This is a genomic window from Bacillus sp. YBsi01 (assembly GCF_038406745.1).
GTDB lineage: Bacteria > Bacillota > Bacilli > Bacillales > Bacillaceae > Bacillus > Bacillus siamensis.
This window is the reverse complement of sequence record NZ_CP151679.1, coordinates 2,712,385-2,734,178: the sequence shown is the minus strand read 5'-3', so window position 1 is coordinate 2,734,178 and position 21,794 is coordinate 2,712,385. Positions and strand designations below refer to the sequence as shown.

Below are 21,794 nucleotides of genomic sequence, written 5' to 3'. Positions count from 1 at the left end.
TGATTTATGGAACATGCAGAACACGGCAATTCTAACGCGCCTATGGAATATCAATCTGAAACCGGCAGACTCAATATTCTCGGGTTTTGGATCTTTTTAGGGGCAGAGATTGTGTTGTTCTCAACACTATTTGCAACCTTCTTCGTTCTTCAAAGAAGAACAGCAGGAGGGGTCTTACCGGCTGAATTATTTGAAGTGAAGCTTGTCATGATCATGACATTCCTGCTTCTGATCAGCAGTTTCACCTGCGGGATCGCTGTTCATGAAATGCGTCGCGGAAGTTTAAAAGGCGTCGTCATTTGGACGATCATTACGCTTCTTCTCGGCGCAGGCTTCGTCGGATGTGAGCTTAACGAGTTCATCCACTATGTACATGAAGGAGCATCTCTCGGTACAAGTGCTTTCTGGTCCGGATTCTTCGTCCTTCTGGGAACGCACGGAACGCACGTAACGATCGGTATCTTCTGGATTACCGGCATCTTACTGCAATTGAAGAAACGCGGATTAACGCCGCAGACGTCTTCAAAAATCTTTATCTCAAGTTTATATTGGCACTTCTTAGACGTTGTTTGGATTTTCATCTTTACAGGCGTCTATCTCATCGGATTGGGGGGACTATAATATGGCAAACAAATCTGCTGAACACAGCCACTTTCCGTGGAAGCATATCGTAGGTTTTGCGTTGTCTATTATTCTGACCCTGCTGGCCCTTTGGGTTGCGGTATATACAGATTTAAGCTCATCAGCAAAACTTTGGATCATTTTCGGATTCGCATTTATTCAAGCCGGCCTGCAGCTTCTCATGTTCATGCACATGACAGAAAGCGAAAACGGCGGAATTCAAGTCGGAAACACGCTCTTCGGATTTTTCGGAGCGATTGTTATCATCCTTGGTTCCATCTGGATCTTTGCGGCGCACTACCAACACGGTGACCATATGGATGGAAACCCTCCAGGCGGTGCGAAACAACATTCCGAACATCAGGAATAAAAAGAAACCCTCTTCGTTCAGGCGAAGAGGGTTTTTTGTGCCTTTATCGGCTTCTTCTCCGGCGCAGGTGCGGAAGACCGTAAATGATAAAGGCGGCGATATGGGCAACGATGACGTTGACGGCAAACAGGATGATCATGAGTGTGTGGCCGAGAGGGGATAGACTGCTGGTTGCGTAAAAGTAGAAGAAAACCCACATTAAAATGATTGGCGGTATGGCCGAGAGGGCCACTTTTTTGTTATCCAGCCAGATAAAGAGGGGTGTTGCGCTTGCGACCAGTAAATAAGCAAAAAACATGTCCATCTTACATGTCTCCTTTCATTTTATGGCAACGTTTCCAAAATGAAATACAGAGAATAAAATGTGTCTGTTTTGTGGTCGTTTTTTGAACATTTTGTTACAATTATTATACCATGTTTTCCAATTTTTGATACCGCTTTTTCGAAAAATGTATTGCAACTATTGCCTCATTTTTGGATAGGTACAAGAAACCGGAAAGGTCAAATACCCTGTCACATTTCCGTACAAGGGAATGGCGCAGGCTGTGAACCTTTGCTATGGTCAAAGAAAATATGCACAGCAAGGGTGGTTGAAGTGCACGTAAGGAAAGAAGATGTAACAGCGCCGGATGTCATTGCGCTTTTGCAGGCGCATCTGAAGAGCATGACCCTGCATTCTCCCCCGGAGAGTATACACGCGCTCAATGCGGACCGCCTGCGCCAGCCTGACGTGACGTTTTGGAGTGCGAGGGAAGACGACGGCGTCCTGCTCGGCTGCGGAGCCTTAAAGGAGCTGAACAGCCGGCACGGTGAGGTGAAATCAATGAAAACCTCTCCGCAGCATGTCAGAAAAGGCGCGGCCAAACGAATCCTTCACCATATAATTGAAGAAGCAAAGCGAAGAGGCTATCAGCGGATCAGCTTGGAAACCGGTTCTATGGATGCTTTTCTCCCCGCCAGACGCCTGTATGAAAAAGCCGGGTTTCAATATTGCGGACCGTTTGCGGACTACAATGAGGATCCGAACAGTTTGTTTATGACATTAAACATGAGATGAAACCCCCTTTCTGACGAGAAGGGGTTTTTTATCGGAAAAGTTTCATCATGACCGAAACATTTCCTTTTCTGACACGTCATATGTCGTGTAGTCCCCAAACCGTAAAAAGAAACAACCTCATCATGTTTTCTTGAACGGTGTTCATGTATAATAAACAATAGTGACTTCCGATGAAAATGTAAGGCGGGATAGAATGAGTCGATATAAGAAACAGCAAAATCCCTATTATCAGGGGGATTTGATTTTTATATTTGGTGTGTTTTTAATAATTAGTGTTGCGGCGATTTATGCGGCCGGACAGTTCGGGCAGTATGGAAGTGATGCCTGGATGAGACAGATCGTCTTTTATGTCATCGGAGCCGGTCTCATGGTCGGTATTATGTATTTTGATTTAGAGCAGCTTGAAAAACTGAGTCTGTACGTATTAATTGCCGGCGTGCTGTCACTGCTTCTTTTGCGTGTCGCACCGGAATCCATCGCCCCGATTAAGAACGGGGCAAAAAGCTGGTTTAAAATCGGAAGCTTTACCCTCCAGCCATCTGAGTTTACGAAAATAGGAATTATGATGATGGTCGCGTCCATTATATCGAAGGCAAGCCCGAAAGATCAAAGATCACTTCGGGAAGATGTGAATCTGCTTTTGAAAATTGCGGCATGGACAGTGATTCCGATCGGACTGATCGTTTTGCAGGATGCCGGAACGGGAGCGATCTGTCTGTTTATTGTTATGGTGATGGTGTTTATGTCGGGTGTGAACTGGAAGCTGATCACCATTATCGGCGGATCAGCCGCCCTTGTTGTCGCCCTTTTCTTAGCGCTCGTAATTGAATTTCCCCATGTGGCGAATTCAATCGGCATTGCGGACTATCAAATTAACCGGATTACATCGTGGATGTCTGATTCAAGCGCGGCTACGACACAGGCAGAGAGTGACAAAAGCTGGCAGGTGGATCAGGCCGTTATGGCGATCGGATCGGGCGGTATTACCGGAAACGGTGTTCATAATCTGAAAGTGTACGTGCCTGAAGGACAGACCGACTTTATCTTTGCGATTTTGGGTGAAAGTTTTGGGTTTTTAGGCTGTGCCATTGCGGTTGTCATGTTTTTCTTTTTAATTTACAGGCTTGTGGTGCTGATTGACCGTCTGCATGCCTTTAACCGATTCGGCGCATTCTTTTGCGTAGGATTTACTGCACTTATCGTGATTCATACCTTCCAGAACATCGGGATGAATATCGGCATTATGCCGGTTACCGGAATTCCGCTTCTGTTTGTCAGCTATGGAGGGAGCTCGGTGCTATCTACATTGATCAGCTTCGGGATTGTATATAATGCAAGTGTGCAGCTGACGAAATATAAAAGTTATTTGTTCAATTCATAATGTCAGACGGCTCGTTTTTCGGGCTGTCTTTTTTTGTTCAGAGCATTTTGCTTTTGACATGATTCTCTTTGGGATATGATATATAGAGAAGGAGGCTTTTATATGAACAATACCATCGAAACTATACTTAATCATCGGTCGATCCGATCATTTACTGACGAGCTGCTGACAGCAGAAGAGATAGATACATTAGTGAAAAGCGCCCAGGCGGCGTCAACATCCAGTTACGTGCAGGCTTACTCCATCATCGGCGTAACCGATCCGGAGAAAAAGCAAAAGCTGGCGGCGCTGGCCGGAAATCAGCCTTACGTCGAGAATAACGGGCACTTGTTTGTGTTTTGCGCTGATTTGTACCGTCATAAAAAACTTGCTGAAGAAAAAGGCGAAAACATTACTGAGCTTCTTGAGAATACGGAAATGTTTATGGTCAGCGTCATTGATGCCGCACTTGCTGCACAAAACGTAAGTGTTGCCGCAGAATCAATGGGCCTTGGCATTTGTTACATCGGAGGCATTCGGAATGAACTTGATCAGGTGACGGAAGTGCTCGGTACGCCTGACCATGTGCTGCCGCTGTTCGGTCTGGTAGTCGGCCACCCCGCTCATCCGTCAGGTCAAAAGCCGCGTTTGCCGAAACAAGCCGTATATCATGAAAACACGTACGATACGAATGAAGAAAACTTCCGCAGTTATATGAAGGAATATGATGAAACCATCTCCGCTTATTATGATAAACGGACAAACGGCAAGCGGGTTGAAACATGGTCTGATCAAATTCTGCAGTTCATGAAACAAAAACCGAGAACGTATTTAAATCAATATGTAAAAGATAAAGGTTTTCAAAAAAATTAAGAAAAAACCTCTCCTGTCAGGAGAGGTTTTTTTCATGTTTCACGTGTAACATATTTCGACAAAATGGAACATCTGCGATGATGTACAGTTCCAAAATTTGATGAGTTGCCGTTCCGGGTTTTGAACTTTCACATATCGTCTTTTTTTCATTAATAATCGAGACTACATTCAATACACAACAGAGCTGCTCTGTTTGCCTTAGCACATCCTTGATCCGAAGTTCTAAAACAGAGAATAACATGAATACGGCTGATCTCTGTATATAAGTAAAGTTACTTAATTGGCAGTCATTCCTCATCGTCTTATTATAATTCATAGCAAACGGACGCCTGCGTCTCCAGAACCGTGCTAATAAACTTAGCGATGTCTTGATGAACCGGGTGTGTAAGGTACTCTTCCATATCCCCCAAGGAAGCAAACTTAGTGATCAGAATCAAATCATATCCTGAAGGGGCAGGGCGAATGTTAGCTTCAACCTGAACATCGAGAAGAACGTCTATTTTTCCCTTCATGCCCAGCAGAACGGTTTGAACTTGCTTGATATGCTCTGGGCTCATGTCCTTCAGCTTCAGCAGCACGTTATTTACTATCATTTTTATGTTCCTCCTGGTTTCTTACCTGGATTAGCGTTTCTGTTTGTTCGGGTCCTTTAGAAAGCTGGATCGCAAGCTGCTTAATCTTGTGGTTATGAATCTGAAAATAAAAATCTAAATAGAGAGGGTTCGGCAGGCTGGTTTTGTCAAAATCGCCGTCAACCTTAAAAACCGCCGTGATTTCCGCCTTATCCTGTCTATGCCTTTGTAGGTCAAGCGTTACGTTTGCATCAAAATGATGTTCGTCACTCCATTTTCTTATAGCGGATTTGCCTGCCCACACTTTACCTTCATCAAAAATCAAAGCATCCTCCGAAAAACAGTTGATATAGGCATCCGGATCGGGTTTATTGGAAGCGGCTATAAAATCTTGTATAACTTGCGGAAGAGCACTAGGCTCCATAAAATCAACTCCTTTGTCATTTCGTTAAACGGTGCGGATGGTTCCGCCGTCAATAACATATTCACAACCCGTTACATAAGAGGCTCTGCTTGACGCAAGGAATGCGGCAAGCTCGGCAACCTCCTCAGGTTGAGCCGGACGGCCGAGGGGAATGCCGCCAAGCTCGTCCATTAACTGCTGACGGGCGGCTAGATAGTCGGTTCCGGCTTGTTTAGCCATTCTCTCAATTAATTGTTCAGCTGCTTCTGTTTCGGTAAATCCCGGTGCTAGCGCGTTGATTCTTATCCCCTCAGGGCCGAATTGGGTCGCCAGGTTTTTACTGTAGTTAACTAGTGCAGCTTTGGCAGCCGAATAAGGCATGGTCATGTTGCCCGGCAGCTTTCGTTGAATAGATGATATATGGACAATCACTCCGCTTTGCTGCTTGACCATGTAAGGCAGAAATCCGCGATCGAGGCGGACAGAAGAAAACAGGTTTGCGTTAAACGCTGTTTGCCAATCCTCGTCTGTTAAAGCTAAAGCCCCTGCCGTGCTACTTGAGGAACCTCCGACATTATTAATCAAAATATCCAGACCGCCGAGTTTATGAATCGTTTCCTTAATGATATGATCTGCGCCTTCTGGAAGGCAGACATCGGCCTGAATAAACCCTGCGCCTTCAGGCAATGCCTCGGGTAATGATCTTGCCGTAGCTATAACTTCAGCTCCTGCCGCATGCAGACGTTTGACGATGGCTCTGCCGATTCCACGTGTTCCGCCGGTCACTAGGACCCGTTTACCTGCAAATTCTTTGTTCATATTTAATAAGTACGGACTGTTTTCCATCGTTCTGCTGAATCCTCCTTCAAATGTTGAGTACAAGGCTAGTTTAATCAACAGAACCTGACAGCATCGTGTCCAGTTACCTCAAATATTTTTCGGCCATTCTGGCAGTGCGGTTTTTCATTTCAAGTCTGACAGATGCCGGCTCAATGACTTCCAGTAAATCTCCAAAGGAAAGTAGATAGTGATAAAGCCATTCACCGGGAGGAATCTCTGAAGTGACCCGGAAAGACCCGTCTTCCAGTTTTAAAATGTCCTCTTCTTTAAACTCATCCACGATTCGATAGGCTCCCGCTTGGTCTATTTTTAATACCAGAGGGATTCTCTGCGGTTTTTTAACCGATTCTTCTGCAGAAGAAGTCACGGAAGGCTCCGACCAGCCATGCTGAAGGTGAAGTCCCATCTCCTCTCCGTTTAAAAGTCGAACATTCGACATTCTGTTAATTTTAAAGGTTCTTAAAGCGTTTTTTTCGAAACTGAAGGCTTCAATGTACCACGCTCTATCTTTAAAAAGCAGTTTCATTGGCGCGGCTCTCCGGCTTTTTTGTTCTCCGGCAGCACTCAAATAGGTAAATGAAATCAATTTCTGCTCCAAGATTGCCTGTTTCAGAAGTACAAACAGCTCTTTTTGTTTTTGCCCGCTTCCCCATGAGGAAAAATCCACTTCAATCCAGTTGATGCTGTTTTTCCTGAAAAGGCTGCTCAATTTCTCAAAAATCGCATTGGAATCAGGGTATTGGGCAGCGGCTAAGCTTTGGAGAGCAAAAAGGATCTCATCCTGCTCCTTGTCGGTAAGCATAGATTTGTTCAGAACAAACCTGTCGGAAAGGGAAATGCCGCCCCCTTTCCCTTGTACGGTATAAATCGGAATTCCAGCTTGGCTTAAAGCCTCAACATCCCTATAGATCGTTCTGACAGACACCTCAAATCGCTCAGCCAGCTCTGGTGCCGTAACGGTTCCATTTTCCAATAAAATATAAATCACTTGAAATAATCTGCTGATTTGCATCCACTCACCTCTGGGTTTTTAGTATATCCATTAAAACTTGACAACAAGATGTCAGGTTAAGATAATTTCTTAAAATCTCCCTCTTTGTAAATGTTAACATGGCTGAAGTTCCGGGCCACTCGTCTACGGACACACAGCCAGCATGCCGATATCGCTTGTAATGGAAACAAAAGAAGCAATCAGGTGGTATTGCAGTATTCCTAGAGGTTAAAGATAAAGGCAGTCCGTTTGGCATTTGTGAGGTCGCGAGGAAGCTAAATCATCGTAATAACAAACCAAGATGACGAAGAAAGTCGCCAGACTTCATATGATCGGCTTAGCAGTGGTACGATGTTGAGGAGGTGACAGTGATGATTTCATTAAGTATATTAGACCAATCTCCTGTATCAGAAGGGAGTACTGCAGAGAGTGCGCTGCGGGATACGGTGAGGCTCGCACAGGAGGCGGAGAAGCTCGGATATAAGAGGTTTTGGGTGTCAGAGCATCATTTTTCAGAGCGGTTGGCGGGTTCAAGCCCTGAAGTGCTGATCAGCCATATTGCGGCGAAAACGAACAGAATCCGTGTAGGCTCGGGCGGTGTCATGCTTCCGCATTACAGCGCATATAAGGTGGCGGAGAATTTCCGCGTGCTTGAAGGTTTGACGCCGGACAGAATCGATCTCGGATTGGGACGGGCGCCGGGCGGAATGCCGATCGCGTCATGGGCGCTGAATGACGGCGGGAAGCGGAATGCTGATCAATACCCGCAGCAGATTCGTGAGCTGGCGATGTATTTGCATGATGCTGCCGACGAAAATCACCGTTTTCCGAATCTGACGGCATCACCACTCATTAAGACGGCGCCGGAAGTCTGGCTTCTCGGTTCTTCGGGGGAAAGCGCGCTTCTGAGCGCAGAAACGGGAGCGGGCTATATGTTTGCCCATTTTATTAATGGAGAAGGCGGAGAAAGCACGACGGCACAATATAAGCGCCGATTTAAACCTTCTGTATTAGGAAAAGAACCAAAAACGGCCGTGGCGGTATTTGTACTCTGCGCGGACACTGAAGAGAAAGCGGAGGAACTCGCGGCCGTCATGGATTATACGCTTCTTGCGGGTGAACAGGGGATTCCGATTCACGGCGTACCGTCTTACGAAACCGTCCGCGGCAATACGTATACACCGTATGAACAAAGACGAATTGCCGATAATCGGAATCGAATGATCATCGGAACAAAGCAGCAAGTGAAAGAACAGATTCTGGCTCTCAGTAAAGCATACGGAACGGAAGAAGTGATGGCTGTGACCATTACTCATCATTTTGAAGATAAACTTCAGTCGTACCGGCTGCTTCGCGAAGCCTTCGCCGATTGATCAGAAAGAAACCCTGCTGATGCTTCAGCAGGGTTGTTTGGTTATTCAATGATAAAAGGTTTTTCAGCCAGCACCTGGCTCGATTTCCCTTTGTTCGCGGCATAGGCCAGCATGTAATATTCTCCTGCCGGCAGTGCGGTGTCACCGTTGACTTTGCCGTTCCAGTTGAAATATTGATAGCCTTTATCCTGCTTTTTGTAGATGCCGGCTTGGCCGACAAAGTCAAGATTGCTGTCATATACAAGGAAGGCAAGCTCTTCGGCTCCCGCCGGAAGATAGGTTTCAATTTGGTAGGTTCCCTGTGTTGTGCCGTCCTGCACGTCGATTGACGTTACCCGCGGATAGTCCGGCTCTTTTACAATCAGCAGCGTCGGCACTTTTGCGACTGTTTTTCCGCCTTCACGCACTGTGACTGTTCCCTCATAGGTCCCTGCCTTTACTTTTTTGGCATTGACCTTTACCTTCGCATTGAACTTTCCGGTTTGATGAGCGGGGATCACGGCCCGGTCTGTGCCCGAAACGGTAATGCCCGTGCCGTTGAAAGAGTACTCGAGCTGATATGATTTTCTGATGGACGATTGGTTTTCAATCGTAAAGGTTTCTTTTTTCGTTTCGTTGCCTTTGTCTTTCATAAACGTTCCGTAAGAATAACTTCCCGGGGTGACAAGGGAGTCTGCTTTAATTGCCTTCATGATTCTGATGCTTCCGGCACCTTGCGCATTATGCGGGTATACATCACCGTCCGCGTCCGTTAAGGTTTCTGCCGTATTCATGAGAGCGGCTTTTATTTGTTCCGGACTCCATTTCGGTTTGGCCTGTTTGATGACGGCAGCTGCGCCGGCTACGTGCGGGGAGGCCATGCTCGTTCCCTGCTTCGATCCGTAGCCGTACGGGTTGGCAGGATCATGCGTCGGAATGGTGCTGACGATGTTTACGCCGGGAGCTGAGACATCCGGTTTAATCATCCATGTGTCCATAACAGGACCGCGAGACGAGAAGTCTGCCATTTGTTCAGTGAGCGATTTAGCCACTGATAAATTGAATGTCGCTTTTGTGCTGCCCGCTTTTAATTGGCTGACGAGCTTTTCGCCGTCTTCTGATGAAAGCTTAATCGTCGGCACGGACATGCCCGGTACGTTGGCTTCAATTTCTCCCGGGGCATTGTTATACACAACCATACCGATCGCGCCCGCTTTTTTGGCGTTGTCGGCTTTATCCACAAAGGCGATGCTGCCCCGTTTGACGACCGCGACTTTTCCTTTCAGATCTTTTCCTTCAAAATCCTTTTGCTCGCCGATACCCGCTTCTATGAGCTCTGTTTCTTTTTTATTCAGTGCTTTTATGTCATCTTCTTTGTTATAGCCCATCACTTTCGCTGAGGAATAAGAACCGAAGGAGACGGCGTATTCATTCAGCGGCAGCTGTGTCGCTCCGACGGAGATGGCTTCTCTGGACGTTCCCGGAGAGCCGACGGTCCAATTGTTCGGCCCGCTGTTTCCGTTTGATGTAACGGCCGTGACGCCTTCTGATATCGCCCAGTCAAGCGCCGTGCTTGTCGCCCAGTCCGGGTTATTCACAGAATTGCCGAGCGAGAGGTTCATGACATTTGCTCCGTCCTGTACGGCGCGTTCGATGCCGGCGATGACGTTCTCAGTTGTTCCGCTTCCGCCGGGACCGAGCACACGGTAGGCAAGGAGCGTTGCATCAGGCGCGATGCCTTTAATCGTTCCATTTGCGGCTACTGTGCCCGCGACGTGAGTTCCGTGGTCAGTCGCCGCGCCTCTCGGATCACCGGACGGCGTTTCTTCAGGATCGTAATCGTTATCCACAAAATCATATCCTTTATATTGTCCGAAATTTTTCTTTAAGTCAGGGTGTTTATATTCGACGCCCGTATCAATAATGGCAACTTTGACGCCTTTACCCGTATAGCCGAGCTTCCACGCGTCATTTGCCCCGATATAAGGCGCGCTGTCATCCATCTGCGGAGACACGGCATCTTTAGCAAGGGGGATATCTTTATCTTTCAGCTGATCGGTATGATAGGTGACATTCGGATAAACCGCTTTGACATCCTGATCACTCAGCAGTTTCGGGATTTCATTGGCCGGGAGTTTCATGGAGAAACCGGAAAACACTTGCTCATATTCCCTGTTGATCTTTCCGTGTTTAATGGTTTTGAGCGCTTTGTTTTTTACTTTTGCGCGTTCGCTTTTCAGCTTGCTTTTTGATTGTGTTTTACCGAGTTCCTTTGCTTCCGCCAGTGACTTTTCCTTCAGTTCTACGATGACCGTCGTTTGTTTGCCGGTGGTCATATCAATGTCACCGAACACCTCTGCCTTCTCAAGATCCGGTGCTTGAGATTTTGAAGCCGGCGCCGCCTGTGAACTTGTGGATAAGGTAAAGGATAAGACAAAAGCCGGAAGAAGATAACGGATGATTCCTTTTTTCAATCGTGTTTCCCCCTTTTTCTTTATCTAAATTAGAAATCTAGTATATATTTCTCGAAAATTCAAAATATTCCTTGTGACATAGGACTCATTTCTGGAAATTGGTCTGTGAATAAGGAGGGAGTTATACACAGAATCCTGTGCATAACTGAATAAATTTGTGTATATATATTGTTGGGAACGAATGTTCCTATACAAAATATAGATCGGGTTTGTGGATATGTGGATATCGCCTGTGTTTAAGCTGTGCTTAACCAAGGGATAAAGTGTGTATAACTTTTTTAAGCGCTTCTCCATTTTTCAGGTCATTTCCATCAGCTTTCAACAAAACTTCTGAAAACTAGTTTGTTTTTTCACTCATATTGTGACAAACAATTCGCCCGGCCGCGTCTATCATAGAGTCATAGGGTTGCTAGACCCGCTAGTTTTTAGCGGAGAAGGATCGGCCGCCTTTTCCGTTAAAGCGGAGAGAAAACAGGCCTGCGAACAAGCTGTCTGTCAAAAAGAAGCGGAGGGATGATTTGCAATGAAACGTTTGCTGGTATCTTTACGGGTGTGGATGGTCTTTCTGATGAACTGGATGGCGCCGGATAACGGAAGATATCAATTAGCTGCTGTGTACGGGAACCAAGCTGTCTATCATAAGAAAGCGAAACGGACGGCTGGGGCATTTTCGTTTGTGAGCCGAGTCCGATCGGCGGATCTGACCGATGAGACGAAATCGTCCTGCGGCAGGCTGGATAAAAACCGGTGGGTGCCGGTCCGCAAAGAATTGCCGAAACGGGAGCGCGCAGGTCCGGTGCCTTTACATCATATGAAAAAGAGGGTACAATCCCACTAAACATATGAACGGGAGCGAACCTCTTGAGAATAGACAAAGTATTAAATAACAATGCGGCGTTAATAAAAGAAGACGGACGGGAAAAGATCGTAATGGGTCCCGGAATCGCTTTTCAAAAGAGAAAAAATGATGTGATTCAAAGACATAAAATTGAAAAAATATTTGTCGTGCACGACGAAAATGAAAAGTTCAAACAAGTGTTAGAAACGCTTCCCGAAGAGCATATAGAAGCGGCTGAGGATATCATCAGCCATGCGGAGGGAGAGCTTGCGGCGCCTTTGAGCGATCATATCCACATTGCGCTGGCGGACCATTTATCCTTTGCGATCGAAAGGATTCAAAACGGCTTTCAGGTGCATAACCGATTGCTTCATGAAATTAAGGCGCTCTATAAAAAAGAATATGAAATCGGCCGTTGGGCGGTCGAACACGTGAAACGAACCCTCGGTATATCATTGCCTGACGATGAGGCGGGGTATATCGCGCTTCATATCCACACTGCCAAGGCGGATGCCAAAAGCATGTATTCGGCGATGAAGCATACAACCATGATCAAAGAAATGATCGAAAAGATCGAATCCTTTTTTGAACAGAAGGTTGATGAAGACAGTATTTCCTATCAGCGCCTCGTCACGCATTTGCGGTATGCGGTCAGCCGGTTGGATTCAAATGAAGCTCTTCACTCCATGGACGAGGAGATGCTTTATTTCATCCAAAAAAAGTATCCGTTTGCTTATCGGTGTGCGCTTGAACTGGCGGCGTTTTTAAAAAATGAATATGATTTGGAACTGCCGGAATCCGAGGCCGGCTATATTACGCTGCATGTCCAGCGTCTTCAAAAAAACCCGGAATAACATGTCTGTTTGGAGAAACAGACTTTTTTTTGAAAATATATTGACGAAAGCGCTGTCATGAAATAAAATGATAGCGCATTATAAAACTGAATCCGGCGGGATTGTGACTGGTTATGCAGGCAAGACCTAAAATTTGCGTACATGAAAAAGGGATCATGCTTACCTTTTTCGTTGGCGAATTTTAGGTCTTATTTGATTTTGGAAAGGGGGAAACGTATTGGATTATCAAAAAACGGCAAAACAGCTTATCAACCATATCGGAGGGGAATCAAACGTCATCAGCGCGACACATTGCGCGACGCGGCTCAGGCTTGTCATTCAGGATGAACAGAAGATCAGCCAGGCCGGCATTGAAGAAATAGAGGGCGTAAAAGGAGCTTTCAGCAGCTCGGGACAATATCAGATTATATTCGGCACCGGCCTCGTGAATAAAGTGTATGACGCTTTTTCAAAAGAAGCCGATTTGGGGCGGGAAGATCGTGAGACCCATCAGGACGCAGCGAAAAAAAAGCTGAACCCGGCCGCAAGATTGGCGAAAACACTGTCTAACATATTCGTTCCCATCATTCCGGCTATCGTGGCAAGCGGTCTTTTAATGGGACTGCTCGGCATGATGAAGGCCTTTCATTGGGTGTCTGAACAATCTCCGCTGTTTATTCTTCTCAACATGTTTTCAAGCGCGGCTTTTCTCTTTCTGCCTATATTCATCGGGTTCAGCGCTGCAAAGGAATTTGGCGGAAATCCCTATCTCGGGGCGGTGCTCGGCGGAATTATGATTCATCCGGCGCTTTTGAATCCGTGGGGGCTTGCGGATTCAGCGCCTGATTTTATGGAACTCTTCGGCTTCCACATTGCGCTTCTCGGCTACCAAGGAACGGTCATCCCCGTACTGTTAGCCGTTTATATTATGAGCAAGGTGGAAAAAGGCACGAGGAAAATTGTGCCTCACGCTTTAGATTTATTGGTCACGCCGTTTGTCACGGTGATGGTGACCGGATTTATCACCTTTATCGCAATCGGTCCGCTTGGCAGGGCGATTGGATCAGGCATTACCGTCTCGCTGATGTATGTGTATGATCATGCGGGCATTGTTGCAGGACTTCTTTTCGGAGGGGCTTATCCGCTTATTGTGCTTACCGGTGTGCATCACAGCTTTCATGCGATTGAGGCCGGCCTCATCGCTGATTTGGGCAGAAACTATATCCTTCCGATCTGGTCGATGGCGAATGTCGCCCAAGGAGCGGCGGGACTGGCTGTATTTTTCCTGACGAAAAAAGTGAAAATGAAAGAAATCGCTCTGCCTGCCGCATTTTCCGCTTTTCTCGGCGTAACCGAGCCCGTCATTTTCGGAGTGAACCTAAGATACCGCAAGCCGTTTATCGCGGGAATGATCGGCGGAGCGCTGGGAGGCGCCTATGTCGTGGTGACCGGTGTCGCCGCCAATGCCTACGGTCTGAGCGGAATTCCGATGATTGCCATCACGGCTCCGCTCGGTTTAGGAAATCTCATAAACTATCTGATCGGAATGGGCATCGCCTCTGTGACGGCGTTTATTGCCGCTTACATTATGGGAGCTAAAGAAAAGGAGGCCGCCAAATGAGTACACTGGATCAAGAGCTGCGCATGCAGGCTGAGGAAGCAAAGAAGAAGCGCCGAGAAACCGCTGCATCAGATCCATACCGCCAGAACTATCATATTATGCCGCCGGTCGGGCTTTTAAACGATCCGAACGGCGTGATCCAATGGCACGGCGAGTATCACTTGTTTTTTCAATGGCAGCCATTTCATACGGGGCATGGCGCGAAATTTTGGGCGCATGTGACGACGAAGGATTTTGTTGAGTGGAAAGAGGAAGAAATCGCGCTTGCGCCGGGCGAATGGTATGACAAGAACGGCTGTTATTCCGGAAGCGCCATTGAAAAAGACGGCCGGCTCTGCCTGTTGTACACAGGCAATGTCCGTGACGGAGAAGGCAATCGTGAAACATATCAATGCCTCGCTGTATCCGAAGACGGAAAAATGTTTGAAAAAAAAGGAGTCGTTGCGCGTCTCCCGGAAGGCTATACCGCTCATTTCCGTGATCCGAAGGTTTGGAAGAAGGACGGGACGTATTACATGGTGCTCGGCGCGCAGACAGAAAATCTCACCGGAAGCGCTGTGCTGTTCACATCAGAGAACTTGACGGATTGGACGTTTCTCGGTGCGATTGCGGGGGCGGATTTCGGCGGTCTCGGGTCATTCGGCTATATGTGGGAATGCCCGGACTTGTTTTCTTTGGACGGAACCGACGTGCTGCTCGTATGTCCGCAGGGGCTTGAAGCTGACGGGATAAAATATCATAACAGCCATCAGGCGGGCTATTTCCTCGGCAGACTGGATACAGAGCCGCTTGAGTTTAAGCACGGTGAATTCACGGAGCTTGACAGGGGATTTGATTTTTACGCGGCGCAGACGCTGGAAGACGATAAGGGACGGAGGATTCTGTTCGCGTGGATGGGTGTCCCCGATCAGCAGGAGGACAAACATCCGACACATGCGTATCACTGGGTTCACTGCTTGACGATGCCGAGAGAGCTTTCACTGTCAAACGGCAGAATCATACAGCGTCCGCTTCAGGAAATGAAATTACGCCGCACGGATGAGCAAAAGCGCCGTCTTCAATTGAATCGCTCGTCAGAAACCCTCCCGGTGAAAGAGGCTTCCCGGGCTGAAGTGCTGCTTGAAGACATGACTCATGAATCGGGTTTTGAAATCTCTATTCGGGGCGCGGCCCGGTTTATATTTCATCAGGAAGAGGGGCTTGCCGTGCTGGAGCGCACCGCTTTCAGCGGAGAAGAAAAAGAAACGAGAAGCTGCGCCATCAGTGAGGTGCGTTCCGTCCAGCTCTTTTTGGATGCATCCTCCATCGAATTGTTTTTAAATGACGGAGAAGAGGTATTCAGCGCCAGATATTTTCCTTTCCCGGGAAATGATGAGGTAACGGTTACATCGAGAGGAAGAACGGAAATAACTGCCTCTATTTGGACACTTTTGTAGAAAATCGTTCTTTTTTCTTATGTGAAACCTATGCCATCTGTGCTAATCTTCAACGAAAGACTACTATTTTCAGGAATAAAAGGAGTTGTTTTCTCAGTTTTGAATAATCAGAAGATGACGCCGAAATGTTTACTTATCAAAGCCGCAGAGCAAGTGGAAGATAAGCGGGAAGAATATAAAGAAGTATTGCTTCAGCTGAAACGCATGCTCAGGAGAGCCGAGCCGCACAACGAATGGAGTGATCGGCTGAGTCATACATATGAACAGATGAAGGAATATGCGCTGTTTGTGCAATCGATTGAGATGTTTTTACGTTCATCTGCGAAAAAAATGAAATAATCCCCCCTCGGTGATGAGGGGGATATTTATTTTATTTTCCGCTAAGACGCATCGCCGAATGTTTAGTCGGACCGATGTATTGGTTCAGCGGGAAGGACTCTTTGATGGCAGCGGTGATAAATTCTTTTGCCGCGTAGATGGCTTCCTTCACTTCAGCGCCTTTGGCCAATTCTGCCGTAACGGCGGCGGAGAATGTGCATCCGGCTCCGTGCGTGTAAGGCGTATCAATCATTTCGCTTTCTAATACTTCCGCGGTTTCCCCGTCATACAGCACGTCGACCGCTTTTTCATGTTTCAGCTTGCCTCCGCCTGTAATTAATACATATTTCGCGCCGAGTTCGTGAATTTTCTTGGCCGCTTCTTTCATGTCTTCCACCGTTTTTAATTCATCCATGCCGCTCAGCTGGCTTGCTTCGAACAGGTTTGGCGTGATGACGGTTGCCAGCGGGGCCAATTGGGTGCGTAGCGCTTCGGCGTGCTCCGGATACAGCACTTCGTTCGCTCCTTTGCAGACCATGACCGGATCGATAACGACATTTTTCAGCTGTTTTTCTTTAATCGTTTTCGCCGCAAGCTCAATGATCTCCACGGTAGGAAGCATGCCTGTTTTCATGGCGTCTACGCCGATTCCGTCAACGATCGTCGCAAGCTGTGCGCGGATCGTGCCGGCATCGATCGGAAATACTTGATGATCCCAGCTGTTTTCCGGGTCCATCGCTACGATAACGGTCAAAGCCGTCATTCCGTATACGTTTTTTTCTTGAAATGTTTTTAAATCGGCCTGAATTCCCGCGCCGCCGCTGGAATCAGAACCGGCAATAGTAAGTGCTTTGTGCATTGACATATCAATGGCCTCCATCAGTGTTTTATACCTCATTATAGTTAGAATTTCTCCCGATCACAATACGAAAGGCTTAGAGGAATGATTTGACAGTGAGGGATGCGCGCTTGTCCCGCCGGCTTTTGTCTGTTTGTGCACGTGCTATGCGATGGTGTTGGTGCCTGTTTATCAATCAAAACTTTGGAATGTCATGGAGGCGGGCAGACTTAATGCCAAGGCGGTTTGCGCTGTTTGGGGAGATCTTCTGATCATTCTGGTTTTGCTGGCGGGCATGACCATGATTTGTTTCTGAATGGGCTGAAATCAAAAATCCCCCCTGATCTCTCCGCCGCTTTATGTTTTAATAGAACATGAGAAAAAGCAGAAGGAGCGGATCATGAATATATCAATTGTCATAGTCACGTATAATCGGATTCCGGCTTTATGTGAGCTGCTGGAGTCGATTTCCAGGCAGACCGTAAAGCCTTATGAAGTAATCATCGTAAATGATGCCGGGGAATCAGTCGAGGAGGCGAAGAAGCTGTACAGCGATCTGCCGATTCAGATTATTGATTTAGAACAGAATGCCGGACATGTGGAAGCGCGGAACGCCGGTGTGAAAAAAGCGTCAGGTGATTGTATCATGCTGTGCGATGATGATGATTTCATTACGCCTGGCCATTTGGAAAGAATGGCGGCTGAGCTCGCTGATGCTGACTTGGTTCATTCTGATGCGGAAATTGTGTCATTTGAAGAACGGGACAACACGAGATTTCCGGTTTCACGAAAGCCATTCGCCTATACGGCCGATTATGAGGATATGCGGGTGTTTTCCACGTATGTCCCGTCAGGCAGCATGTACAGGCGTTCTCTGCATGACACGTTAGGATATTTTGATCCGGATGTCCATAATTACTGGGATTGGGATTTTTATTTACGCGCTGCGAAACAGCACTGTGTGAAGCGTGTTCCTTGCGCGAGCGTCATATATGCGTTTTTTGAGGGAGGCGGCAATCAGTCTGCGGACCTCGGCGCAAAACGGAAGCAGTACTTAGACCGGCTAAGCGAAAAGCACGGGCTTGGGGAGCTCCCGACGAAAAATTTCGCGGTTCTTCTTGAAGAGCCGGACATGAAGAGGCGGGAGGCGCCGACGGACATTGTGTGGGACGGAAAGCCCGTCTATTCAAGACTGCACACTTCATAAGGGGGGACGGACAGTTTGAAACAGCTTTTAAAGGACAGCTGGTGGAATCAGCTGAAAGATGAATTCGACAAACCGTATTATCAAGAGCTGAGAGAGATGCTGAAACAAGAATACCGCAGCCAAACGGTGTATCCTGACAGCCATGATATTTTTAATGCCTTGCATTATACGTCCTATGAGGATGTAAAAGCGGTCATTCTCGGGCAGGATCCGTATCACGGGCCCGGACAGGCGCACGGGCTTAGTTTTTCCGTTCAGCCCGGCGTCAGACAGCCGCCGTCTTTGAAAAATATTTTCATAGAGCTTCAGGATGATATCGGCTGCCCCGTACCGAATCACGGATCACTTGTCAGCTGGGCGGAGCAGGGAGTGCTGTTGTTAAACACAGTGCTTACGGTTCGCCGCGGTCAGGCCAATTCCCACAAAGGCAAGGGGTGGGAGCGGCTCACTGACCGCATTATTGATGTGGTGAATGAAAGAGAAAAGCCGATCGTCTTTATCCTGTGGGGACGTCACGCACAGATGAAAAAAGAGCGTATTGACACATCGAAACACATTATTATCGAATCGACTCATCCGAGCCCGTTTTCGGCAAGGAACGGTTTTTTCGGGAGCAGACCGTTTTCCCGGACAAACGCCGCCCTTGAAAAAATGGGGGAACAGCCGATCGACTGGTGCATTCCCGACTTGCCGCAATAAATGGTGTTTTGAGGCGCTTCCGCCCGGCGGAAGCGTCTTTTTTGACGTTCCGGGCGGTATGTTGTCAGAAAAAATAACAAACTCAATTCTGCGATTGGTTCAGAAATTTGATAAAATGCAGGAAGAAGACAAATTACTGCTGGAGGATTTACTCATGAACATACATATCTCTGCTTTGATTCAGAAGATGGAAGAAGAACTGAGGCAGGCGAAAACGGCATCCCGCGCCGAGGATGTCAAAATGCACGCGGCCGCCATCCGCTCTTTGTGTGACGTCGTGCTCGGCACCCAGACGGATACCGCTCAGGCGCCTGTGCAGAATCCGATACCGAAAGCGGCGCCGAAGCCTTCCGCGTCACCTTCGACAGACCCGCTTCTGCTTGAAAAAATGATGGGCAGCGCCGGGCTGAGCCAATATCAGAAAAAAGCGAAAGACGAACGTGAGGAAGACGGAAACGGGGATTCCATTTTCGATTTTTAACAGGAGAGGTTGATTGATTTGAAACTGATACTCGGGGGGTTGCAATGGACGGCATTCATGATTGCGGCTGCAATTGTGGTTCCTGTCGCCATCGCACAATCATTTCACTTGAACCATGCTGATTCTGCCGTATTGATTCAGAGCACATTTTTTGTGCTTGGCGTCGCTGCGGTCATCCAATGTCTTCAAGGCCATCGTCTGCCGATTAATGAAAGTCCGGCAGGCTTATGGTGGGGCGTATACACGATTTACGGCGGATTGACGGGCACGGTGTTTGCGACATTCGGCGAGACGCTGCGGGCGCTGCAGGGGGCGCTGTTATTAAGCGCTGTCTTTTTCTTTTTGTTCAGCCTTTTTAAAGTGATTGAACGGCTGGCCGTGTTGTTTACACCGGTAGTGACGGGCGTGTATCTGCTGCTTTTGGTCATGCAGCTGAGTCAGCCGATTGTAAAAGGCCTTTTGGGCATCGGCTATTTAAAAAACAGCGTCGACGGTCTTGTCTTCGGGCTCGCCATGGTTGTGACGGCTGCGATGTTCATCATGTCCCGATCAAATGTTACTTTTTTAAGGCAGTATGCGATTCTTCTTTCGCTTGCCGGCGGCTGGCTCTTGTTTGCCGTTTTCGGCGCTGCCAGACCGATTCAAATACCGGACCGCATGATTCAGCTTCCGACTCTCTTTCCGTTTGGAAAGCCTGCGTTCGACAGCGGTCTGATCATTACGTCACTCTTCATTACAGTGCTTTTGATTGTCAATATGCTCGCGAGCATCAGAGTTGTTGAAGCGGCTGTGAAAAAATTCGGCGGCACCGTGGGGAAGCGGCGTGAGCGTCCGGCCGGGTTTGCGGCCTCGATCAGCCACCTTTTAAGCGGACTTTCGGGAGGCATTGCGCCTGTGCCGATCTCAGGGGCGGCCGGTTTTATTGAGACGACGAAGCTTCCTTCGAAAAAGCCGTTTCTTTTGGGCAGTGTATTTGTCATCATCATCAGTATGATCCCATTATTTATGAATGCGTTTGCGAGTCTGCCCTCACCGGTCGGCTTTGCGGTAAACTTCGTCGTTTTCTCAACAATGGCGGGTCTTGCCTTTACAGAGTTTGACTCTTATGAGAAAGCGGAGCAAAAACGAATCCGTTCCATCATCGGTCTGGCGCTTCTGACGGGAGTCGGGGTGATGTTTGTGCCGGAGAGCGCATTATCAGGGATGCACCCGATCCTGATTTCGCTCTTAAGCAACGGCCTTGTGCTGGGGACGCTGCTGGCGATCGCGATTGACCGAACCCAGCTTATCAAAAAGAAAAAATCCGACAATCTCGTGTCATCGGAGGACGGACGTTGAATTTTGCCGATGTTGGGTTATGATTGAAATGGAAACTTTAACGAAAAGGCGGGAGAAAATAGATGAAAGTGTTTATTATTCTGGGCGCGATTAACGCCTTATTGGCAGTGGCGCTGGGCGCTTTCGGCGCACACGGGCTTGAAGGGAAAATCCCCGATAAATATCTGCAGGTATGGCACACAGGCGTGCAATATCATATGTATCACGCGCTCGGCCTTCTGGCTGTCGCCTTTTTGGCCGAGAAGCTCTCCGGCGCAGGCAGCGTGTCGGTTGCAGGCTGGCTGATGTTCGCGGGCATCGTTCTGTTTTCAGGAAGCCTGTACGTATTGAGCGTGACTCAGATTTCCATTCTCGGAGCGATTACACCGCTCGGCGGCGTGGCGTTTATTATTTCATGGATTATGATTATCGTCGCAGCCGTCAAATATTTATAAAGAAAAAAAGCCAATCCTCTGCCAAGTGAGCGATTGGCTTTTTGCTTTATCTCGGAGAATAGGAAGACATGGAGAACGGGTAAGTATAGGCAATTTCTTCATCAAACGTGATGTAATCAAGGTAAATGGTCAAAAGCAGATAGCGGGTGCCCGTTTTCGGGTCGCTGATAATGATATGGTCACGCCCCGCCGCCTCAATCACACCGCGGAAAATCTTTGAATTCCATTCTTTGCTGTTTTCAAATGTCATATAAATCGTCGCTGTTTTGCCCCGGTTCAACCGCAGAATATTTTCAATGTATGATTCTTCAATCGGCAGCATGCCGGGAACGCTTTGTGATGATGATGGACCCGACGGGATCTGAAACCCGCCGCCCTGCTGCTGCGGCTGGCCGGAGAACCCTCCGCCGAAGCCCTGCTGGCTTTGCTGCATCGGCATTGGCATTTGCTGCTGCATCGGCATCATCTGTGATCCTTGGCCCTGAGGCTGCGGATAAGGATTAGGCCCGAGCTGCGGCTGGTATCCCTGCATATCCATTCCCATCCCCATCCCCTGCATTTGCTGATATTGATTCTTTTTCGGTTTCATATTGTTCCTCCTTTGATGAAAACCTCTTGGTGCTGGAACCTCCTGACAAGTATCAGACAGCCTTAAATCGGCTGCCGTTTTTATCTATTCCACCATATGAGCCCATAGAAAGATTTATGCAAAAAAAGAAACACGCTTCCTTTAGTCCGGCCATCAAAGCCGGCTTTTTTGTGTGAAGAAAAGCTGACTTTTCACACAATAGTCTGTAATCCTAGCGCATCTTTGACATAAGAAACATATGATAGCGGT

24 protein-coding genes are annotated in these 21,794 nt (G+C 47.7%); 16 read left to right on the top strand and 8 right to left on the bottom strand.

The window, feature by feature from the left end; all coding sequences use genetic code 11:
• Window positions 1-6: 6 nt before the first annotated feature.
• Together qoxC and qoxD are read left to right on the top strand one after the other, a co-directional pair.
• Complete coding sequence (gene qoxC / locus AADZ70_RS13730; protein WP_013354030.1) at window positions 7-621, top strand: cytochrome aa3 quinol oxidase subunit III; 615 nt, start codon at window positions 7-9, stop codon at window positions 619-621.
• A gap of 1 nt (window position 622) precedes the next feature.
• A complete protein-coding gene (gene qoxD / locus AADZ70_RS13725) occupies window positions 623-991 on the top strand; it encodes a cytochrome aa3 quinol oxidase subunit IV (RefSeq protein WP_045925758.1) in 369 nt (122 codons plus the stop codon).
• A 43-nt stretch (window positions 992-1,034) separates the two neighbouring features.
• On the opposite strand, the gene ywcE is transcribed toward qoxD, so the two are convergent.
• Window positions 1,035-1,295, bottom strand: a complete 261-nt coding sequence (gene ywcE, locus AADZ70_RS13720; RefSeq protein WP_016937522.1) for a spore morphogenesis/germination protein YwcE — start codon at window positions 1,293-1,295, stop codon at window positions 1,035-1,037.
• Window positions 1,296-1,586: 291 nt separating this feature from the next.
• Between ywcE and AADZ70_RS13715 the strand changes: the two genes are divergently transcribed.
• The 3 genes from AADZ70_RS13715 (at window position 1,587) to nfsA (ending at window position 4,281) form a co-directional block, all read left to right on the top strand.
• On the top strand, window positions 1,587-2,048 hold the full coding sequence (locus AADZ70_RS13715) for a GNAT family N-acetyltransferase (RefSeq protein WP_045925759.1): 462 nt from the start codon (window positions 1,587-1,589) through the stop codon (window positions 2,046-2,048).
• Between the two features lie 193 nt (window positions 2,049-2,241).
• Window positions 2,242-3,429: an FtsW/RodA/SpoVE family cell cycle protein gene (locus tag AADZ70_RS13710; RefSeq protein WP_016937524.1), complete on the top strand. Its 1,188-nt coding sequence runs from the start codon at window positions 2,242-2,244 to the stop codon at window positions 3,427-3,429.
• Between the two features lie 102 nt (window positions 3,430-3,531).
• A complete protein-coding gene (gene nfsA, locus AADZ70_RS13705) occupies window positions 3,532-4,281 on the top strand; it encodes an oxygen-insensitive NADPH nitroreductase (RefSeq protein WP_016937525.1) in 750 nt (249 codons plus the stop codon).
• Window positions 4,282-4,586: 305 nt separating this feature from the next.
• Here nfsA and AADZ70_RS13700 read toward each other — a convergent pair whose 3' ends face one another.
• From AADZ70_RS13700 to AADZ70_RS13685, 4 genes are all read right to left on the bottom strand, one after another.
• A complete protein-coding gene (locus AADZ70_RS13700; RefSeq protein ID WP_016937526.1) occupies window positions 4,587-4,874 on the bottom strand; it encodes a Dabb family protein in 288 nt (95 codons plus the stop codon).
• Window positions 4,861-5,277, bottom strand: coding sequence for a hypothetical protein (locus tag AADZ70_RS13695; protein WP_016937527.1), 417 nt, complete (start codon window positions 5,275-5,277; stop codon window positions 4,861-4,863). The genes AADZ70_RS13700 and AADZ70_RS13695 overlap by 14 nt, the downstream gene beginning before the upstream one ends.
• Window positions 5,278-5,301: 24 nt before the next feature.
• The gene (locus tag AADZ70_RS13690; RefSeq protein ID WP_342007192.1) at window positions 5,302-6,102 is read right to left on the bottom strand and encodes an SDR family oxidoreductase; all 801 of its coding nucleotides are present in this window, start codon (window positions 6,100-6,102) and stop codon (window positions 5,302-5,304) included.
• 76 nt (window positions 6,103-6,178) lie between these two features.
• Complete coding sequence (locus tag AADZ70_RS13685; RefSeq protein ID WP_016937529.1) at window positions 6,179-7,108, bottom strand: YafY family protein; 930 nt, start codon at window positions 7,106-7,108, stop codon at window positions 6,179-6,181.
• Between the two features lie 350 nt (window positions 7,109-7,458).
• Here AADZ70_RS13685 and AADZ70_RS13680 point away from each other — a divergent pair, with 350 nt between their 5' ends.
• On the top strand, window positions 7,459-8,460 hold the full coding sequence (locus tag AADZ70_RS13680; RefSeq protein ID WP_342007191.1) for an LLM class flavin-dependent oxidoreductase: 1,002 nt from the start codon (window positions 7,459-7,461) through the stop codon (window positions 8,458-8,460).
• Between the two features lie 41 nt (window positions 8,461-8,501).
• Here the strand turns inward: AADZ70_RS13680 and AADZ70_RS13675 are convergent, their stop codons facing one another.
• Window positions 8,502-10,913 (bottom strand): S8 family serine peptidase, encoded by a 2,412-nt coding sequence (locus tag AADZ70_RS13675; RefSeq protein WP_342007190.1) that lies wholly within the window; start codon window positions 10,911-10,913, stop codon window positions 8,502-8,504.
• A 523-nt stretch (window positions 10,914-11,436) separates the two neighbouring features.
• On the opposite strand from AADZ70_RS13675, the gene AADZ70_RS13670 reads away from it, so the two are divergent.
• The 5 genes from AADZ70_RS13670 (at window position 11,437) to AADZ70_RS13650 (ending at window position 15,980) form a co-directional block, all read left to right on the top strand.
• On the top strand, window positions 11,437-11,751 hold the full coding sequence (locus AADZ70_RS13670; RefSeq protein WP_342007189.1) for a hypothetical protein: 315 nt from the start codon (window positions 11,437-11,439) through the stop codon (window positions 11,749-11,751).
• Window positions 11,752-11,774: 23 nt separating this feature from the next.
• A complete protein-coding gene (locus tag AADZ70_RS13665; protein WP_045925765.1) occupies window positions 11,775-12,605 on the top strand; it encodes a transcription antiterminator in 831 nt (276 codons plus the stop codon).
• Between the two features lie 217 nt (window positions 12,606-12,822).
• Window positions 12,823-14,205 carry a sucrose-specific PTS transporter subunit IIBC gene (locus tag AADZ70_RS13660; protein ID WP_342007188.1) on the top strand — a complete coding sequence of 461 codons (1,383 nt, stop codon included), beginning with the start codon at window positions 12,823-12,825 and terminating at the stop codon, window positions 14,203-14,205.
• A complete protein-coding gene (locus AADZ70_RS13655; protein WP_342007187.1) occupies window positions 14,202-15,641 on the top strand; it encodes a sucrose-6-phosphate hydrolase in 1,440 nt (479 codons plus the stop codon). The genes AADZ70_RS13660 and AADZ70_RS13655 overlap by 4 nt, the downstream gene beginning before the upstream one ends.
• A gap of 114 nt (window positions 15,642-15,755) precedes the next feature.
• Window positions 15,756-15,980 (top strand): hypothetical protein, encoded by a 225-nt coding sequence (locus AADZ70_RS13650; RefSeq protein WP_032864818.1) that lies wholly within the window; start codon window positions 15,756-15,758, stop codon window positions 15,978-15,980.
• A gap of 31 nt (window positions 15,981-16,011) precedes the next feature.
• On the opposite strand, the gene AADZ70_RS13645 is transcribed toward AADZ70_RS13650, so the two are convergent.
• Window positions 16,012-16,824, bottom strand: coding sequence for a bifunctional hydroxymethylpyrimidine kinase/phosphomethylpyrimidine kinase (locus tag AADZ70_RS13645; RefSeq protein ID WP_045925768.1), 813 nt, complete (start codon window positions 16,822-16,824; stop codon window positions 16,012-16,014).
• A 373-nt stretch (window positions 16,825-17,197) separates the two neighbouring features.
• On the opposite strand from AADZ70_RS13645, the gene AADZ70_RS13640 reads away from it, so the two are divergent.
• The 5 genes from AADZ70_RS13640 (at window position 17,198) to AADZ70_RS13620 (ending at window position 20,956) form a co-directional block, all read left to right on the top strand.
• A complete protein-coding gene (locus AADZ70_RS13640) occupies window positions 17,198-18,004 on the top strand; it encodes a glycosyltransferase family 2 protein (RefSeq protein WP_342007186.1) in 807 nt (268 codons plus the stop codon).
• A 15-nt stretch (window positions 18,005-18,019) separates the two neighbouring features.
• Window positions 18,020-18,703, top strand: a complete 684-nt coding sequence (locus AADZ70_RS13635; protein WP_016937539.1) for a uracil-DNA glycosylase — start codon at window positions 18,020-18,022, stop codon at window positions 18,701-18,703.
• 58 nt (window positions 18,704-18,761) lie between these two features.
• Window positions 18,762-19,184 carry a YwdI family protein gene (locus AADZ70_RS13630; RefSeq protein ID WP_095241166.1) on the top strand — a complete coding sequence of 141 codons (423 nt, stop codon included), beginning with the start codon at window positions 18,762-18,764 and terminating at the stop codon, window positions 19,182-19,184.
• A gap of 18 nt (window positions 19,185-19,202) precedes the next feature.
• A complete protein-coding gene (locus AADZ70_RS13625; RefSeq protein WP_016937541.1) occupies window positions 19,203-20,522 on the top strand; it encodes a purine/pyrimidine permease in 1,320 nt (439 codons plus the stop codon).
• A gap of 62 nt (window positions 20,523-20,584) precedes the next feature.
• The gene (locus tag AADZ70_RS13620; protein ID WP_003150969.1) at window positions 20,585-20,956 is read left to right on the top strand and encodes a DUF423 domain-containing protein; all 372 of its coding nucleotides are present in this window, start codon (window positions 20,585-20,587) and stop codon (window positions 20,954-20,956) included.
• Between the two features lie 46 nt (window positions 20,957-21,002).
• Here AADZ70_RS13620 and gerQ read toward each other — a convergent pair whose 3' ends face one another.
• Window positions 21,003-21,545: a spore coat protein GerQ gene (gerQ, locus tag AADZ70_RS13615; RefSeq protein WP_060963983.1), complete on the bottom strand. Its 543-nt coding sequence runs from the start codon at window positions 21,543-21,545 to the stop codon at window positions 21,003-21,005.
• Window positions 21,546-21,794: the final 249 nt, after the last annotated feature.